This window comes from Caulobacter sp., from assembly GCF_049283275.1.
Lineage (GTDB): Bacteria > Pseudomonadota > Alphaproteobacteria > Caulobacterales > Caulobacteraceae > Caulobacter.
In genome coordinates, this window is the sequence record NZ_JBAPVS010000341.1 from 1 (window position 1) to 16784 (window position 16784).

Annotated in this window: 14 protein-coding genes and 1 pseudogene; 9 read left to right on the forward strand and 6 right to left on the reverse strand. The window is 67.9% G+C overall.

Features of this window, described 5'->3' with window-relative positions:
• Nucleotides 1–126: 126 nt before the first annotated feature.
• From WAL33_RS19350 to ahpC, 4 genes are all read right to left on the reverse strand, one after another.
• Nucleotides 127–1797: a hypothetical protein gene (locus WAL33_RS19350; protein ID WP_422183374.1), complete on the reverse strand. Its 1671-nt coding sequence runs from the start codon at nt 1795–1797 to the stop codon at nt 127–129.
• 335 nt (nt 1798–2132) lie between these two features.
• Nucleotides 2133–3509: an intermediate filament-like cell shape determinant CreS gene (locus tag WAL33_RS19355; RefSeq protein WP_422183376.1), complete on the reverse strand. Its 1377-nt coding sequence runs from the start codon at nt 3507–3509 to the stop codon at nt 2133–2135.
• A gap of 270 nt (nt 3510–3779) precedes the next feature.
• Nucleotides 3780–5369 (reverse strand): alkyl hydroperoxide reductase subunit F, encoded by a 1590-nt coding sequence (ahpF, locus tag WAL33_RS19360; RefSeq protein WP_422183378.1) that lies wholly within the window; start codon nt 5367–5369, stop codon nt 3780–3782.
• A gap of 160 nt (nt 5370–5529) precedes the next feature.
• Complete coding sequence (ahpC, locus tag WAL33_RS19365; protein ID WP_422183380.1) at nt 5530–6093, reverse strand: alkyl hydroperoxide reductase subunit C; 564 nt, start codon at nt 6091–6093, stop codon at nt 5530–5532.
• Between the two features lie 180 nt (nt 6094–6273).
• On the opposite strand from ahpC, the gene WAL33_RS19370 reads away from it, so the two are divergent.
• The 4 genes from WAL33_RS19370 to WAL33_RS19385 all read left to right on the forward strand — a co-directional run bounded on the left by WAL33_RS19370 (nt 6274) and on the right by WAL33_RS19385 (nt 11071).
• Complete coding sequence (locus tag WAL33_RS19370; RefSeq protein ID WP_422183382.1) at nt 6274–7197, forward strand: hydrogen peroxide-inducible genes activator; 924 nt, start codon at nt 6274–6276, stop codon at nt 7195–7197.
• A 41-nt stretch (nt 7198–7238) separates the two neighbouring features.
• Complete coding sequence (locus WAL33_RS19375; RefSeq protein WP_422183384.1) at nt 7239–8237, forward strand: TraB/GumN family protein; 999 nt, start codon at nt 7239–7241, stop codon at nt 8235–8237.
• A gap of 208 nt (nt 8238–8445) precedes the next feature.
• Nucleotides 8446–8895, forward strand: coding sequence for a hypothetical protein (locus tag WAL33_RS19380; RefSeq protein ID WP_422183385.1), 450 nt, complete (start codon nt 8446–8448; stop codon nt 8893–8895).
• Between the two features lie 43 nt (nt 8896–8938).
• Entirely contained in the window at nt 8939–11071 is a 2133-nt protein-coding gene (locus WAL33_RS19385) for a M10 family metallopeptidase C-terminal domain-containing protein (protein ID WP_422183387.1), read from the forward strand.
• A gap of 103 nt (nt 11072–11174) precedes the next feature.
• On the opposite strand, the gene WAL33_RS19390 is transcribed toward WAL33_RS19385, so the two are convergent.
• Nucleotides 11175–11597, reverse strand: coding sequence for a CVNH domain-containing protein (locus WAL33_RS19390; RefSeq protein ID WP_422183389.1), 423 nt, complete (start codon nt 11595–11597; stop codon nt 11175–11177).
• A 312-nt stretch (nt 11598–11909) separates the two neighbouring features.
• Between WAL33_RS19390 and ffh the strand changes: the two genes are divergently transcribed.
• From ffh to WAL33_RS19410, 4 genes are all read left to right on the forward strand, one after another.
• The gene (gene ffh, locus WAL33_RS19395; RefSeq protein ID WP_422183391.1) at nt 11910–13436 is read left to right on the forward strand and encodes a signal recognition particle protein; all 1527 of its coding nucleotides are present in this window, start codon (nt 11910–11912) and stop codon (nt 13434–13436) included.
• 24 nt (nt 13437–13460) lie between these two features.
• Nucleotides 13461–14027: a 30S ribosomal protein S16 gene (rpsP, locus tag WAL33_RS19400; RefSeq protein WP_422183393.1), complete on the forward strand. Its 567-nt coding sequence runs from the start codon at nt 13461–13463 to the stop codon at nt 14025–14027.
• A 66-nt stretch (nt 14028–14093) separates the two neighbouring features.
• Complete coding sequence (rimM, locus tag WAL33_RS19405; protein ID WP_422183395.1) at nt 14094–14678, forward strand: ribosome maturation factor RimM; 585 nt, start codon at nt 14094–14096, stop codon at nt 14676–14678.
• 61 nt (nt 14679–14739) lie between these two features.
• On the forward strand, nt 14740–15504 hold the full coding sequence (locus WAL33_RS19410) for an ORF6N domain-containing protein (protein ID WP_422183397.1): 765 nt from the start codon (nt 14740–14742) through the stop codon (nt 15502–15504).
• A gap of 1 nt (nt 15505) precedes the next feature.
• On the opposite strand, the gene tesB is transcribed toward WAL33_RS19410, so the two are convergent.
• Nucleotides 15506–16360, reverse strand: coding sequence for an acyl-CoA thioesterase II (gene tesB, locus WAL33_RS19415; protein WP_422183399.1), 855 nt, complete (start codon nt 16358–16360; stop codon nt 15506–15508).
• A gap of 79 nt (nt 16361–16439) precedes the next feature.
• On the opposite strand from tesB, the pseudogene WAL33_RS19420 reads away from it, so the two are divergent.
• Nucleotides 16440–16784, forward strand: a pseudogene (locus WAL33_RS19420) (histone deacetylase); the annotation flags it as partial.

Below are 16784 nucleotides of genomic sequence, written 5' to 3' on the forward strand. Positions count from 1 at the left end.
GCCCGCACAATGGTCCTCATCCTGAGCTTGTCGAAGGACGAGGTTTTCGCTTCCAAAGCCGATGTCGGTCAGCCCTAGCGCAAGCCGTCATCCTGGCGCGAGGCCCGGATGACGATCCTCACATAGCTACTTCTGCCAACTGGCCTTCTGGCTGAGCAGCCAGGAGAAGTCGGCGGTCAGCTGGCCCGACTGGTTCCCGTTGCCGGTCTTGGGATCGTAGGAGGTCCACACCCCGGCCGACGAATGGCAGCCCATGCAGCTTTCGGTCTGGAACGTCAGGGTGTTGATCCCCGGCGTCACCGGCTTGCTCTGATTGTTGAGCACCGAGTTCCAGACCGGCGGCTGGGCGGCGCCAGAGGTTGGGCAGGCCTGGCCGTTGGGCAGTTCCTCGCCGTTGCAGGCCACCTGATTGCCCTTCTGGAAATAGGTTTCCATGGTGACGTTGGTCAGGAACACCGGGGTGGGGTCGCCGCCCGGCTTGTTGACGATGGCGTCCGGCAGGCCGCCGTTCCACGGCGCGGGAGGCGCCGTCGGATCGGTCGGCCACTGGGTGTCGATCAGCTGATAGTACTGCCAGACCGAGCCCTGGGCCTTCAGGGCCGCCTGGGCCTGGTGGTTCAGGGCGACCTTGTCGCCGGGGATGGGAATGCCGCGCCAGGCCTGGGTCGGGATGCGCGGATAGACCCCCTTCACCGCCTGCGGCACTTGGTCGACCGCGCAGATCGGGCAGTTGGGATCGACGAACGACGGGTTCAGCTTGGGGTGGGCCACCGCGTCGACGTCCAGGTTGTCCACCTGTTCGAAGGTGGACCAGATCCACTGCGGCGAGGTCTTGGACTTGTGGCCGATGTGCATGCCGACCAGGCCGACCGTCACCTTGCGCTCCAGCTGCTTGCCGTCCGGCCCCTGGTCGATGACCACCGCCGGACTGGTGTGGAAGCGGCTGAAGTCGTCCTTGCCGGGCTTCAGGATCCGCCAGGCGAACTTCAACTCGAACGCGCCGCTCCAGTCCTTGTCGGGCGTGCCGATGGGCATGGCCACCTTGGAGCCGGCCTTGGAGAAGGCGACCTGGCCGTTGATGTTGTAGAGGCTGTTTTGGCAGAGATAGCCGACCTCGTTGGGGTCGATCATGATCTCGTAATAAACGAACTCGCCGTTCTGATCGATCATCGGGCCCGAGAAGGCCTGGCTGATCTCGCTGAGGTCGCCGAGATTGGCCGCGTTCAGCTCGCCCACCGCCGACAGCACGCCCAGGAACCGGGTCGCGCGGGGGTCGGCGTTGGCCGTGGCCTGAGCCGAGAACGGCGCCAGCCCCTTGCTGACCGGCTTGCCCAGATCACCGCGGCGCAGGACCAGGGTCCGCGCCTGAGCCGACTGGCCGCAGGCGGCGGGCCGCTCGCCGTCGGTCTGGAAGATCGAACTGGAATTGTGCCACAGCGTCCAGTGCGGCGCGCCGAACTTGGTGTCGGTCAGTTTCGGCGCCGCCTGGCCCCTGCTGTTGGTGGGCCAATTCAGGGCCAGGAACATCTGCCAGGAATAGAGGTCGAACTCGCGCTGGACCTCGGAGAACTTCTGGGCCTTCTCCAGCTGGGTCTTCAGCGCGATGTCGACGTCGCCCGGCATCTGGGGCGTCAACTTGGGCGCGAAATTGGGGAAGGCGGCCAGATAGGCCGGCTTGGCCGGCGCCGCGGCGTTGAGCGCCTGGACCGCGAACAGCCCGCCGCCGCCCGCCAGACACACCAGGGCGGCGGCCAAGGTCCGCCAGCCGATCTTCCGTCCCGTTTGCGAGCTTTTCATCACGCCCTCCACCTTTTGGGCCGGGTCCGCGCAAGGCTGCGCCGTGCGTCATTGCCCGAGCTTCGCCCAAGGCTGATCACCCAAGGGGAGAGCCGTCAATATATAAACGTTATGGTAGATAGAGTTGGTTTGGAAAGGCCGCGCGCCGGCACGAAGTTTCTTCGTGCGGCTTGTCTGCGAGGGGGGCGTCGGCCAGGGCGCCGGGCTAGGCCGGGGCGAGCAAGGAAGGGCGCGCCGGCCCGCCAGCCGCCCAAGGCATTCGATCGGATGTCGGCGGTGAGGACCGCTCCGACATCCCCGGCTCCGCGCTAGGGCGGAGTCGGGGACGCGGGGTTTCAGCCGGCGGCTTGGATGTCTTCGCCCGTGGCGCCCAGAAGCGCCATCTGCAGGCGCGAGCGGTCGCGGCGAGCCGATTCCAGAGCGCCTTCGGCCAGGGCGCCTTCCGAACGGAGGCGTTCGATCTCGGCCTGCATCTCGGCGATCTTTTCGTCGTGAGCGCGGCGGACCTCGTCTTCGGCGGTCTGAAGCGCCTCGAAGCGCGTGCGCAGCTGGGCGGCGCGTTCCTCGGCGCGCTTGAGCGCCTTTTCGTGGGCGCCCACGGTCTTGGCCAGCTGGTCGGCGCGTTCGATCGCCGCGGCGCGGGCGGTGTCGACGCCGGCGTGACGGCCGCGAAGATCCTCGACCTCGTCCTCGAGGTTGCGGACCCGTTCCAGGGCGCGCTCCAGAGCGACATTGAGGTCGCCGGCCCGGCGCTCGACGGCCTGCTGTTGGGCGCTGGACTCGGCGAGGCGGGCCGAGATGTGGCCGTTCATTTCCTCGAGCTTGTCGGCGCGGCCGGTGGCGGTCTCCAGACGGGTCTGCAGAGCCAGCACCTCGGCGCGACCGGACTCGACCTGGGCTTCCAGGCCGCGGATCGTGCGGGCGTTGTCGGCCTGGACGGTGGCCAGGGCGTTGTCGGCGGCCAGCAGACGGGCGCGCTCGGCAGCGATCTGGGCTTCCAGTTCGGTCTCGATGCGCGACAGGCGGGCGACATCGGCGCCGGCCTGCTCCAGACGCTTCTTCAGGGTGCCCAGCTCCTCGAGCTGCAGGGCCGACAGCTGCCTGGCGCCGGCCAGGGAGGCCTCGGCTTCACCGCGACGCGCGTCGATGTCCTGGGTCTGGATCCGCAGGGTCTCGACGTCCTGGGTCAGGTGCTCGGCGCGGCCAGTGGCGTCGCGCAGGGCGGCTTCCAGGCCGCCGACCTTGAGTTCGGACTGCAGAAGGCCGTTGCGCAGGCGGTCGATCTCCAGCGCGCCGTCCTCGAGGGCGACGTCCAGCGACTGACGGCGGGCGTCGGATTCGGTCAGGGCGGCGTCGGTGGCCGCCAGTTGGGCCGACAGTTCGCGCTCTTCGGCCTGGGCGGCGGCCAGCTGGCGCGAAGCCTGTTCGTAGGCGGCCCGCAGGGTGATCAGCTCGGCGTGCTCGGCGCGACGCGCCTCGAACTCCTCGGCCACCGGGGCCCGGATTTCGGAGAGCAGCGGTTCGATGGCCCGCAGGTGCTCGACCACGCGGCTGATGCTGTCCAGCCCGCCATGGATGGTTTCATAGCGGACGCCGATGGCCTGGGTAGCCTCGACCAGACCGTCCATTTCAGGACGCTCGTTCTCCGCGGCCAGCATCACGGGCTTGACGCCGCCCTTGGTGTTGCGATCGCCCTTCGACAGCAGCCTCATCTTGCCCACCCTTTACGATTCTCGGGGACGACGCCCATCGCGCCGATTCGGCCGCGCCGACCCCGGGGAATCATTTGCCCATTCGTTAACAGGATAGCCCGGAGCCGAGATTGCTGTCGAGGTCAAGATCGCGCGTTCGGCGAGAGGCGCATTGACGCATCACCAAAGGCAATAAAGTCGCCCGAAAGCCGCCGCCACGCCCCGAAAAGGCGGTCGCGGCGGCCTCGTGTCGACCGATCGGGGCGTTTTCCGCCCCGATCGGACCCCGCGTCAGGCGGCCTCTTGCTCTGCGGGGACAGCCGGCTCCAGGCGGATCATGTAGTCGAAGGCCGACAGAGCCGCCTTGGAGCCCTCGCCCATGGCGATGATGATCTGCTTGTAGGGCGTGGTCGTGGCGTCGCCGGCGGCGAACACGCCGGGCAGCGAGGTCTCGCCGCGATGATCGACCTCGATCTCGCCGCGCGCGGTCAGCGCCACGCCGCTGTCCTTCAGCCATTCGGTGTTGGGCACCAGGCCGATCTGCACGAACACGCCTTCCAGGTCGACCTGGTGGACCTTGTCGTGGTTGCGGTCCTTGTAGGTCAGGCCGGTCACCTTGGTCCCGTCGCCCAGAACCTCGGTGGTCATGGCCGAGGTGACGATCCGCACGTTGGGGAGGCTGGCCAGCTTGCGTTGCAGGACGGCGTCGGCGCGCAACTGGCTGTCGAACTCGATCAGGGTCACGTGAGCGACCAGGCCCGCCAGGTCGATCGCCGCCTCGACGCCGCTGTTGCCGCCGCCGATCACCGCCACGCGCTTGCCCTTGAACAGCGGACCGTCGCAGTGGGGGCAATAGGCCACGCCCTTGTTCTTGTACTCGGCCTCGCCGGGCACGTTGATGTTCCGCCAGCGAGCGCCGGTGGCCAGGATCACGCTGCGCGAGGTCAGGCTGGCGCCGTTCTCCAGCTTGATCTCGATCAGGCCGCCGGGCGTCTGGGCAGGGACCAGGCCCACCGCCTTTTGCAGGTTCATGATGTCGACGTCGTAGTCCTTGACGTGCTGCTCCAGGGCCGAGGCCAGCTTGGGGCCTTCGGTGTGCGGCACCGAGATGAAATTCTCGATGGCCATGGTGTCCAGCACCTGGCCGCCGAAGCGCTCGGCCGCCACGCCGGTGCGGATGCCCTTGCGGGCGGCGTAGATCGCCGCGGCGGCCCCAGCGGGGCCCCCACCGACGACAAGAACGTCGAAGGCGTCCTTGACCTTGATCTTCTCGGCTTCACGCGCCGCGACGCCGGTGTCCAGCTTGGCCAGGATCTGCTCCAGGCTCATGCGGCCCTGGCCGAACGGTTGTCCGTTCAGCAGGATGGTCGGCACGGCCATGACCTGGCGTTCCTCGACCTCGGCCTGGAACAGCGCGCCGTCGATGGCGACGTGGGTGATGTTGGGGTTCAGGGCCGCCATGGTGTTGAGCGCCTGGACCACGTCCGGGCAGTTCTGGCAGCTCTGCGAGAAATAGGTCTCGAAGCGGAACTCGCCCTCCAGGGCGCGGACCTGGTCCAGGACCTCGGCGTCGAACTTGGGCGGATGGCCGCCGACGTGCAGCAGGGCCAGCACCAGCGAGGTGAACTCGTGGCCCAGCGGCAGGCCGGCGAAGCGCACATCCGCGCCGCCGTCGGCGCGGGCGATCGCGAAGGACGGCTTGCGGGCGTCGTCGCCGGCCAGGTTCAGGCTGACCTTGTCGGAGGTCTCGGCCACGGACTCCAGCAGCGCCAGCATGTCCTTGGAGCCCTGGCCCTCGCCCAGCGAGGCGACCAGCTCGATCGGTTGGCGCAGGTTCTGCAGATAGGCTTTCAACTGGGTCTTCAGACCATCGTCCAACATGGCGGGGCTCCGACTGTGGGCGCGCGGGGAGACGCGACGCCGGAATTTCGTGGGGATTTGGCGTGTCTGGAAAGGGCGGACTTCACCGCCGATTCCGTGCTGACGGAACCGGCGGCGAGCCCCGCCGCGACCCGGGGGCCGCGGCGAGTCTTGGAACGGCTTAGATCTTGCCGACCAGGTCGAGCGAGGGGGCGAGAGTCTTTTCACCCTCTTCCCACTTGGCCGGGCAGACTTCGCCTGGGTGCGACGCGACGTACTGGGCGGCCTTGATCTTGCGCAGCAGTTCGATGGCGTTGCGGCCGATGCCTTCGGCGGTGACTTCCACGAACTGGATCACGCCTTCCGGATCGATCAGGAAGGTGCCGCGGTCGGCCAGGCCCACGCCTTCGCGCATGACGCCGAAGTTGTTGGTGATCACGCCCGACGGGTCGCCGACCATGGCGTACTGGATCTTGCCGATGGCCGGGGAGCTGTCGTGCCAGGCCTTGTGCGAGAAGTGGGTGTCGGTCGACACCGAATAGATCTCGACGCCCAGGCGCTGGAACGTGGCGTAGTTGTCGGCCAGGTCTTCCAGCTCCGTCGGGCAGACGAAGGTGAAGTCGGCCGGGTAGAAGAACACGACGGACCACTTGCCCTTCAGGTCGGCGTCGCTGACCTCGACGAACTTGCCGCCCTTGTAGGCCTGGGCGGTGAAGGGTTTGATCTGGGTGTTGATCAAGGACATGAAGTTCTCCTGCAGGAATTGCAAAGGCCTTGTACGCAAGGGAGAGCGATAGGGCCAATCGATTGTTTCATTCTCGCCGATAGGATGGTTCTATACACCATCCCGCTGGCTCTCGCGGACGCAGCAAAGAGATAGTCGATTGTCTTTTGATTTCCGATAGATCTTCCCTATTTATCAGCAATGCTCCCGACCCTGCGCCAACTGCAATATCTGAAGCTCCTGTCCGAGCACGGCTCGTTCAGCCGCGCGGCCGAGGCCTGCCATGTCACCCAGCCGACCCTGTCGGCCGGGATTCAGGAACTGGAGAAGATCCTGGGCGCGCCGGTCGTCGATCGCGCGCGCTCGGGCGTGATCCTGACCGCCGCCGGCCAGGAGGCGGTGCGTCGGGCCGAGGCGATCCTGGCCCAGGCCGAGGATCTGGTGCAGGCGGCGCGCGGCGCGGGCCAGCCCCTGGCCGGCCGGTTCCGCCTGGGCGTGATCCCCACCGTCGCCCCCTATCTGCTGCCGCGCGCCCTGCCGGCCCTGCGCGACCAGTTCCCCAAGCTGAAGCTGTACCTGCGCGAGGACCTGACCCACCGGCTGATCGCCGCCCTGAAGTCCGGCGCCCTGGATGCGGCCCTGATCGCCCTGCCCTACGACATGACCGGCCTGGACTGGGCCCATGTCGAGGACGATGAGTTGCTGGCCGCCGCCCCGGCCAATCACCGCATGGCGGCCTTCGACCGGGTCGATCCCGAAAGCCTGCGCGGCGACGACATGATCCTGCTGGAAGACGGCCACTGCCTGCGCGACCACGCCCTGGCCGCCTGCGGGCTGGAGCCGCCGAAAGGCGTCGGCGACGACGAGAGTTTCGCGGCCACCTCCCTGCCCACCCTGGTGCAGATGATCGGCTCGGGCCTGGGCGTGTCGTTCCTGCCGTCGATGGCGGTGGCCGCGGGCCTGACCCAGAACACGCCGGTCACCATCCGGCCGCTGAAGTCCGACCATTCCAGCCGCGAAATCGTCGTGGCCTGGCGGGCGGGGTCCAGCCGGGGCGCGGAGGGGAGGCTGCTGGCCCAGACCCTGCGCGAGCTGCCGCCCGCCGCGCTTTCGCCATTGCGTTAGGGCGACTATCTGCCGCAACAGGCCATCAGACGAGGACACCCATGGTTCGATGCATTCCGGCGCTGATCGGCGGAACGGTCTTGACGCTGACGGCCGGCGCGGCGTGGGCCCAGACACCGCCGCCTTCCCAGGCCCCGATCCAGGCCGTCGAGCTGGTCCCGCAGGCGCCCGGCAGCGCCGTGGTCGAAGAGCTGGAGGTGGTCGCCCGACCGCCGGGCCCGGCCCTGTGGCTGGTCGAGAAGGGCGGCGCCAAGCTCTATGTGGTCGGATCGGCGCCGCCCCTGCCCCATCAGCTGAAGTGGGACAGCCCGCGCCTGAACCGCGCCCTGGGCGAGGCCAGCCTGGTCCTCGTGCCGCCCGAAGCCTCGGTCGGCCCCCTGCAGATCGCCAAGTTCCTCCTGACCGGCGGCGGCGTGCGCCAGCCGATGGGCAAGACTTTGGAAAGCCGCCTGCCGCCCGAGCTGCTGGCCCGGTTCGTCAGCGCCCGCCAGCAGGCCAAACGCTCGGCCGGCCCCTATAAGAACTGGAAGCCGGCCGTGGCGGGTTTCATCCTGCTGTCGGACTTCCGCCAGGCGGCGGGCCTGTCCGAGGCCAAGCCGGTCAGCACCATCGAGCGCATGGCCAAGGCCAAGGGCGTCAAGGTCAAGGCGATGAGCCAGTACCGCCTGGGCCCCATCCTCTCCAGCGCCGGCAAACTCTCTGACGACGCCAACCTCGCCTGCCTGAACGACGCCCTGACCGAGCTCGAATATGACGCCGCCCACGCCACCGACATCGGGACCGACTGGGCCCACGGCGACCTGGCCAGCGTCCGGGCCCGCTATTCGACCTCGGCGGTCCAACGCTGCGTGATGCGCACGCCCGGCGGCCCGCGCCTGCTGGCCCAGCAGATCGGCCAATCGGCGGACGCGCTCAACGCGGCCTTGAACCGTCCCGGCGTGACCATCGCCGTCGTCGACCTGGCCTTCCTCCTGCCGACCAATGGCGTGCTCGATCGCCTCAAGGCGTCGGGCGCGACCATCACCTCGCCGGTCAGTTGAAGCCGCGCTATGTCGACATCTAGACACACATAGGTTTTGTAAGCTTCACTTTACACGTTACACTTGCATAACAGTGATTTCCTCGCAAAGGTGATTGGGTCGAACGCGCCCCATACCGGCCGACTGCGGGAAATCCATGTCGCTAATCCGACAATTGATGGCATGGGCCTACGCCCCTCCCGCGATCTGGGCCATGATTTGCGGGGCCATGATTTGCGGCGGATCGGCGACGGCCTCGACTCCCGCCCTCCTCTGGGACGGCGCCGAGCGCCTGGGCGTCCAATGCCTGGTCGATCCTGACCGCCTGCCTGACCGTCGCCGGCTCCAGGCCACGCTCTGCGAGCGGGTCAGGGTCATGGCCGCCGACAAGGCGCCGATCCCGGTCGTCCTGCTGGCGCCGGGCGATCCGGGCCTGATCGCCGCCGACACCGCCGTGCTGCTGTTCCACGCCAACGTCCAGCCCGGCGACGGCGAGGCCGTCCCTCTGCTGGTCTTCAGCCTGCGCGCCTTCCGCGCCACCGCCGCCCCGTCCGAATTGTTCGGCGCCGCGCCGCGTGCGACCGCCTTGCCGACCGGCGCCGCCGGCCCCCGGTTCGACGCGGCCCTGAACGCCGCGCTCGCCCAGACCCTGCCGTGGCGATCACGGCCAACCCCCTGACTTCACTTGGAATGATTTTCAACGCCAGAAACGGAACGGACCGATGCGCCTTCACGACGAAAACCTGGACCAGGACTTCCACCGCGAAACCGGCTTCCCGGTGTTCAATGGGCCGACCGACGCGATCGCGTCCCTGGACGTCTCGGTCCAGCCGGTCGACGCCTCGGTCGACGGCCAGGGCGGCGAGATTCGCGGCAAACCGGTGTTCACGATCGAGCAAGTGATCGAGCAGCTCAATCGCGGCGGGGCCGGCTGGACGCCGGGCGTCGTCGACCACGCCGTGCCGCGCGACGGCGACGTCTCGGTGCTCAACTTCGGCTTCCACACCGCCGAGAGCATGTTCGCCGAGCCCTACGTCTTTGAAGAGGACGGCGTGCTGTACGGCCGCACCGAATATTTCGGTTTCGCGCCGTTCACCGAAGCCCAGAAGGCCGCCGCCCGCGAGGCCATGGCCGCCTGGGACGACCTGATCGCGCCGAGCCTGGTGGAGAGCGCCCCGGAGGTGGCCGACATCACCTTCGCCAACTACACCAACCGCCCCGGCACCCAGGCCTATGCCTACCTGCCGTACGACTACACGCCCGACAACGCCGACCTGATCGCCGGCGACATCTGGGTCAGCGCCAATCAGCCCAGCAACTTCCAGCTGGACGAGGGCCTGTACGGCATCCACGCCCTGACCCACGAGAGCGGCCACGCCCTGGGGCTGGAGCACCCCGGCGACTACAACGCCGCGCCGGGCGTCAGCATCACCTACGCGGCCAACGCCGAATATTATCAGGACAGCCGCGCCTACAGCATCATGTCCTACTTCGCCGCTTCGGAGACCGGGGCGCGGCACTTCGATTTCAACATCTCGACCACGGTCTACGCCGCCACGCCCCTGGTGCACGACATCGCCGCGATCCAGGCGATCTACGGCGCCGACATGACCACTCGCACCGGCGCCACGACCTACGGCTTCAACAGCAACGCCGGGCGCGACTCCTACGACTTCGTCAAGACCCCCGCCCCGATCATGGCCATCTGGGACGCCGGCGGGATCGACACCCTGGACGCCTCGGGCTACGCGACCGACCAGATCATCGACCTGACTCCCGGCTCGCTCAGCAGCATCGGCGGGGTGACCTACGACACCGCCCCGTCGTTCGAGCAGGTCAACGCCAACCGAGCGGCGGCCGGCTACGCCCCGGTGGCCCAGGCGACCTACAATTCGAACATGGCCGCGCTGGCGGCCAATCCCGTGGTCGGCCGCCTGACCGACAATGTCGGCATCGCCTATGGCGTGACGATCGAGAACGGCGTGGGCGGCAGCGGCTCGGACCGGCTGATCGGCAACAGCGCGGCCAACACCCTGACCGGCAACGCCGGCAACGACACGCTGGAGGGCCGGGACGGCGCCGACACCCTGATCGGCGGCCTCGGCAACGACGTGCTGGACGGCGGGATGGGCGTCGACAAGATGACCGGCGGGTCCGGCGACGACCGCTACGTGGTCGACAACTGGCGCGACACGGTGACCGAGCTGGCCGGCGGCGGGACCGACACCGTCTGGAGTTCGATCAGCTACAACCTCTCCACCAACCTGGAGAACCTGCGGCTGACCGGCGACGCCGCCATCGGCACGGGCAATGCTTCGGCCAATGTCATCGGCGGCAACGACGCCTTCAACCTGCTGAGCGGCGAGGCGGGCAATGACAGCCTGTTCGGGGCGGGGGGAAACGACATCCTGCTGGGCGGGTCGGGCAACGACCGCCTGAACGGCGGGTCGGGCTTCGACATCCTGGTCGGCGGCGGCGGCCATGACGTCTTCGTCTACGACAGCGGTTCGTTCGATGACACCGACCTGTCGATCGACTTCATCAGCGACTACGCCCGGGGCGACCTCTTCGACTTCAGCGCCTTGGACGGCAACGGCGCGCTCGATGGCGACCAGGCCTTCTCCCTGGTCTCGCACCTCACCGCCAGCGGGGCGGGCCAGATCATGATCAGCAGCTATTCCAACATCTTCTCGGCGATCGGCGCCTTGGGCGGCGTGGACGTCGGAGTGTTCGGATTGGCCGGGCTGTTCGAGCGCGCGTCGGTGATCTGGGGCGACCTGGACGGCGACGCCAACTCGGACTTCGCTTTGCTGGTCTCGGGCGGCGGCATGTCGACCAGCGGCTGGCTGCTCTGATACGGACTGGCGTCGCGCGGCTGACGCCGCAAGGTCGCCGGAGCGCTCCGAATATGGGGGAAGCGGAGCGCCCCGGCCGCCGTTCTGGTCCGGTAGCCGGCGATCAGTAAGTCAGATTGCCATTGTTGTTGCCGATATTGTTCAGCGGAATGCTGGTGGCGCGGCTGTTGCCGCCGCCGTCGCGGCACAGCGCCGACAGGGTGGCGCCCTGGGCGTTTGCGGTGATCTGGATGTTGCCGCAGCTCTTCTGGAAGGTGCTGGCGCCGCCGCTCTGCACCAGGGCGCCATTGTTGTTGCCGATGCCGATCAGGATCAGGGAGGTGCCGTTGGCCGAGCCGTCGGCCCTCAGGCACATGGCGTTCACCGCCGCCTGGCTGCCGGAGACGTAGGCGAAGGTGATGTTCGAGCAGGTGTTCTGGAAGCCGCTGGCGGCGGCGGCCGGCGTGGCGATCCCGATCATCGCCGTCGATCCGAGACCGGCCGCGGCGAGCGCCAAAGCGCTGGTCATCTTGAAGAGATGGGACATGTCTTCCTCCTTTTATCGTTGGCCGCCGTGGCGGCTGCGCGCAATGCGTGCGCCGTGAAGTTATCACAACCCATAAGGGATACAATTGATGGTGCTCGCGACGCGCGTATCGACCCCGAACGGGTTTTGACTCCTTTCGCCTTTCCGTGCATAAGCGCGCCCTTCCGGCGCTTCATCAGCAGCGCCTCCACCGTCACGACCCCGGCCTGTTAGCGCAGGATCCATCCGGACGAGGACGGCGAGGACCCCCATCGACGTGATCGTCCATGGGGGCTGATCGCGTTTGGTCACTTGTTTTGACGTGGGTTCCGCATGTTCGACGGCCTTACAGAGCGACTTTCAGGGGTCTTCGACCGCCTCGGCGGTCGCGGCGTGCTGTCCGAGAAGGACATCGACGAGGCGCTGCGCGAAGTCCGCGTCGCCCTGCTGGAAGCCGACGTCGCCCTGCCGGTGGTCAAGGACTTCATCAGCAAGGCCAAGGAAGCCGCTTCGGGCGAAGCCGTCATCCGCTCGGTCAAGCCGGCCGACCAGGTGGTCAAGATCGTCTATGACGGCCTGGTCGACATGCTGGGCGGCGAGGTCCCCACCGGCCTGAACCTGGCCCTGAACCCGCCGTCGGTGATCCTGATGGCCGGCCTGCAAGGCTCGGGCAAGACCACCACCACCGGCAAGCTGGCCCTGCGGCTCAGCAAGTTCGACCGTAAGAAGGTGCTGGTCGCCTCGCTCGACACCCGCCGTCCGGCCGCCATGGAACAGCTGGCCATGCTGGCCAAGCAGGTCGAGGTCGAGAGCCTGCCGATCGTCGCCGGCCAGAGCGCCGCCGACATCGCCAAGCGCGCCCTGACCGCCGCCAAGCTGGGCGGCTATGACGTCCTGATCCTCGACACCGCCGGCCGCACAACGCTGGACGAGGCGATGATGAGCGAGGCGGCGGAAATCGCCCGCATCGCCAACCCGACCGAGACGATCCTGGTCGCCGACAGCCTGACCGGCCAGGACGCCGTCCGCACCGCCAAGGCCTTCCACGAACGTCTGCCGCTGACCGGCCTGATCCTGACCCGCGCCGACGGCGACGGCCGGGGCGGGGCGGCGCTGTCGATGCGCCATGTCACCGGCCTGCCGATCAAGTTCCTGGGCGCCGGCGAGAAGATCGACGCCCTGGACGTGTTCGACGCCCGCCGCGTGGCCGGCCGGATCCTGGGGCAAGGCGACGTCGTTGCTTTGGTCGAGAAGGCCGCGCAAGACCTCGACGTGGCCGAAGCCGAGCGCATGGCCAAGAAGCTGGCCAAGGGCCAGTTCGACCTCAACGACCTGGCCGCCCAGCTGAACCAGATGCAGAAGATGGGCGGCATGCAGGGCATCATGGGCCTGCTGCCTGGCGTCCAGAAGGTCAAGAAGCAGATCGCCGAGAGCGGCGTCGACGACAGCATCTTCCGCCGCCAGCAGGCGATCATCGGCTCGATGACCAAGCTGGAGCGCAAGAAGCCCGACGTCCTGGCCGCCTCGCGCAAGCGCCGCATCGCGGCCGGGGCCGGCGTCGACGTCGCCGAGGTCAACCGCCTGCTCAAGCAGCACCGTCAGATGGCCGACATGTTCAAGGCCATGAGCAAGGACGGCGGCAAGGGCATGGCCCGCATGGCCGCCATGATGGGCGGCGGCGACATGTCCCGACTGAAATCCATGGGCGGGGGCAAGGTCCCCCAGCCCGATCCCAATGCAGCGGGAGGCCAAGGCCTTCCGGGGCTGCCCGGTATGCCGGGTCTCGGGGGCGGCGGCGACGCCAAGCCCAATCCTCTCTCCGGCCTGGGCCTGCCCGGCTTCAACCCGTTCAAGAAATAGAACTTTAGACCAAGGACTACGAAAATGCTGAAGATCCGTCTCGCCCGTGGCGGCGCCAAGAAGCGTCCCTACTACTCGATCGTCGTCGCCGACAGCCACTCGCCCCGCGACGGCCGCTTCATCGAGAAGGTCGGCACCTACAACCCGCTGCTCAAGAAGGACGACGCCGCGCGCGTGACCCTGAAGGTCGAGTCCATCCAGGAGTGGCTCAAGAAGGGCGCCCAGCCGACCGACCGCGTCGCCCGCTTCCTGGCCGCCCAAGGCCTGACCACCTGGGCCCACGGCAACAACCCGCAAAAGGGCGCCCCGGGCAAGAAGGCCCAGGAACGCATCGCCGAACGCGCTCAGCGCGACGAAGACCGCGTCGCCGCCGAAGCCAAGGCCAAGGAAGACGCCAAGGCCGCCGCTGAAGCCGCGGCCGCCGCCGCCGCCGAAGCCGCCGCCGCTCCGGCTCCGGAGCCGGAAGTCGTGGCCGAAGAAGCGCCGGCCGTTGAAGCCGTTGCCGAGAAAGCCCCGGCTGCTGAAGAAGCTCCGGCTGCTGAAGCCGCCGCTGAAGAAGCCCCGGCGTCGGAAGAAACCACCGAAGGCTAAGGCCCTCGGAAGCGCCGCCGCCGGGTGTCGACCTGGCGGCGGCGTTTTCTTTTGCGCGATCCGCTCATGACCCCATCGTCCCCGCAGAACCTGATTCTCGTCGGCCGTGTCGCCGGGGCCTTCGGCGTGCGCGGCGAGGTGCGCATCGCCACCTTCACCGAAGACCCGCTGACCCTGACCCGGTTCAAGGTGCTGACGCGCCAGGACGGCTCGCCCGCCCTGACCCTGACCACCGCCCGCGTGGCCAAGGAGGGCGTTGTCGCCCGCTGCGTCGGGATCGAGACCAAGGAAGCCGCCGACGCCCTGCGCGGCCTGCGCCTCTACGTCCCGCGTGAGGCTCTGCCCGAGCCGGACGAGGACGAGTTCTATCTGGCCGACCTGATCGGCCTGACCGTGCGCCACGTGGCGACCGACGCCCTGATCGGCAAGATCAAGAGCGTCCAGAACTTCGGCGCCGACGATCTGCTCGAGATCACCCCCGCCCTCGGCGGCCAGACCTGGTACCTGCCCTTCACCCGCGCCGCCGTGCCCGAGGTGAAGATCGCCGAAGGCGTTGTCCTGGCCGATCCGCCGACGCTGGTCGGCGAGCCGGAAGGCCCGGACCTCGAAGGAACCGGGGACGAGGAAGACGCCGAGCGTCACTACGACTGAGGATTGACATCGCCCTCGCAGGGGTTGCTATTTTGTTCTCAAAATAGCTTGGTCGCCTTGCATGTCGCCAATCGCTTCAATCCAGTCTGTCTCCGCTCGAATTCACAAGGTTCGGGGAGAGAACGTCGTGCTCGACGAGGCCATTGCCGCCCTGTTCCGCGTCGAAACTCGACGGCTCAACGAACAGGTGCGCCGCAACGCTGATCGCTTCGAAGGATACGCGTTCCAATTGACCCAAGAGGAAGCCGCGAACTTGATATCGCAAAATGCGACATCAAGTTGGGGCGGTCGGCGTAAGACGCCTTGGGTCTTCACCGAACACGGCGTGGTCATGGCCGCTACGGTCCTGAAGTCGGACCCTGCAATCGCCGCGATGAAACTCGTGATCGAGACCTTTATCGCCGCGCGCCACCGGCCACCCGCCCAGACGAGCAACGAACTCACGTCGCGAGCGCCCAAGGGTGGGCTGATCTCAAAACTGACCGACGCAATCGCCGCGATTCTCGACTCCGTGGTCGATCAGCACAGTCGCACCACCGTGCGCGACGAGGCTCAGGATCTCCTGAACAGATCAATCGAGCACCTGAAGGATCGCTTGTCACGAACCGGCCTGGAAAACGAGGCGCTGGCGGCGCGCGCCACGAAGCTTCTCGCGGAGGCCGAGGCCAGCAAGGCGACCGCCGCCAAGACCCAAGCCGAGGCCGGCGAGATCGAATTGCGGCTGCTGGCTCGAAAGCTTCAGCTGGTCATCGAGGCCGAGCGCGCCATGACCGGCGGCGATCTCGACCGCTTCATCGGCGTGCTGGAGCGGCTCGGAGCCGCCTAGCCTATTTCCGCACCCGCATCAGGCATTCCTGGGCGACCGAGGCCACCAGCTTGCCGTCGCGGGTGAACATCTGGCCGCGCACCAGGCCGCGCCCCTGCGAGGCCGACGGGCTGTCCTGCGAGAACAGGATCCAGTCGTTGAAGTCGAACGGATGGTGGAACCACATGGCGTGGTCAAGGCTGGCGGCCTGCAGGCCCGGCGTGGTCCAGATCAGGCCGTGCGGGCGCAGGGCGCTTTCCATGAAGGCCATGTCCGAGGCGTAGGCCAGGGCGCACTGCTGCAGGCGCACGTCGTCGCCGATCGGCGCCTTGGCCCGCATCCAGACCTGCTTGGTCGACGACTTCGGCGTCGGCTTGGTCGGGTGCTGGGGGTCGACCCAGCGCAGATCCACCGGCCGCGGGAAATCGGCCAACTTGATGAAGCGCGGATGCAGCTCCTCGCCCAGCGAGCGCAGATAGTCGCCCTCGGTCGGCAGGCTTTCGGGATCCGGCGCGTCGGGCATCTGGCTCTGGTGCTCCAACCCCTCCTCGGGAGTCTGGAACGAGCAGGCCAGGTTGAAGATCTGTTCGCCGTGCTGGATCGCGGCGACTCGGCGGGTCGTGAAGGTGCCGCCGTCGCGGGCCCGCTCGACCTCGTAGAGCACCGGGGCGTTCACGTCGCCGGGGCGGATGAAATAGGCGTGCAGCGAATGGCAGATGCGGTCGGGCACCGTGCGGTAGGCCGCCGTCAGAGCCTGGGCGATCACCAGCCCGCCGAAGATCCGGGGAAAGCCGTCATTGGGGCTGACGCCCCGGAACAGGTTCACCTCGATGGCTTCGAGGGCGAGGATTTCGGCGAGGTTCTCGGGCGTGCGCATGGCGGTTGGTTAGGCGCGCAAGCTTCGCGGGGCAAGTCGTGACCTTGCGTCAGACGAGCGCGCTCACCATCGTTGCGTCATGGCCACGCCTTTTCCGCCCATCGTCCACCACCCCGCGTTCCGCGCCGAGATGCCGGCCGGCCACCGCTTTCCGATGGACAAGTTCTCGCGCCTGGCCACCGTGCTGGAGGCCGAGGGCGTGGCGGGACCGGCCGGTTTCGTCCTGCCCGAGCCGATCGACCTGGACAGCCTGCTGCTGGTGCATGACGCGGCCTATGTGCTCGGGGTGATCGAACTGAGACTGCCGGCCGACGTCGTGCGCCGGATCGGCATGCCCAACACCGACTCGGTCGCCACGCGGGCCCGGGCGGCGACGGGCGGCACCCTGGCGGCGGCGCGCCTGGCGCTGGCGCACGGGATCGCC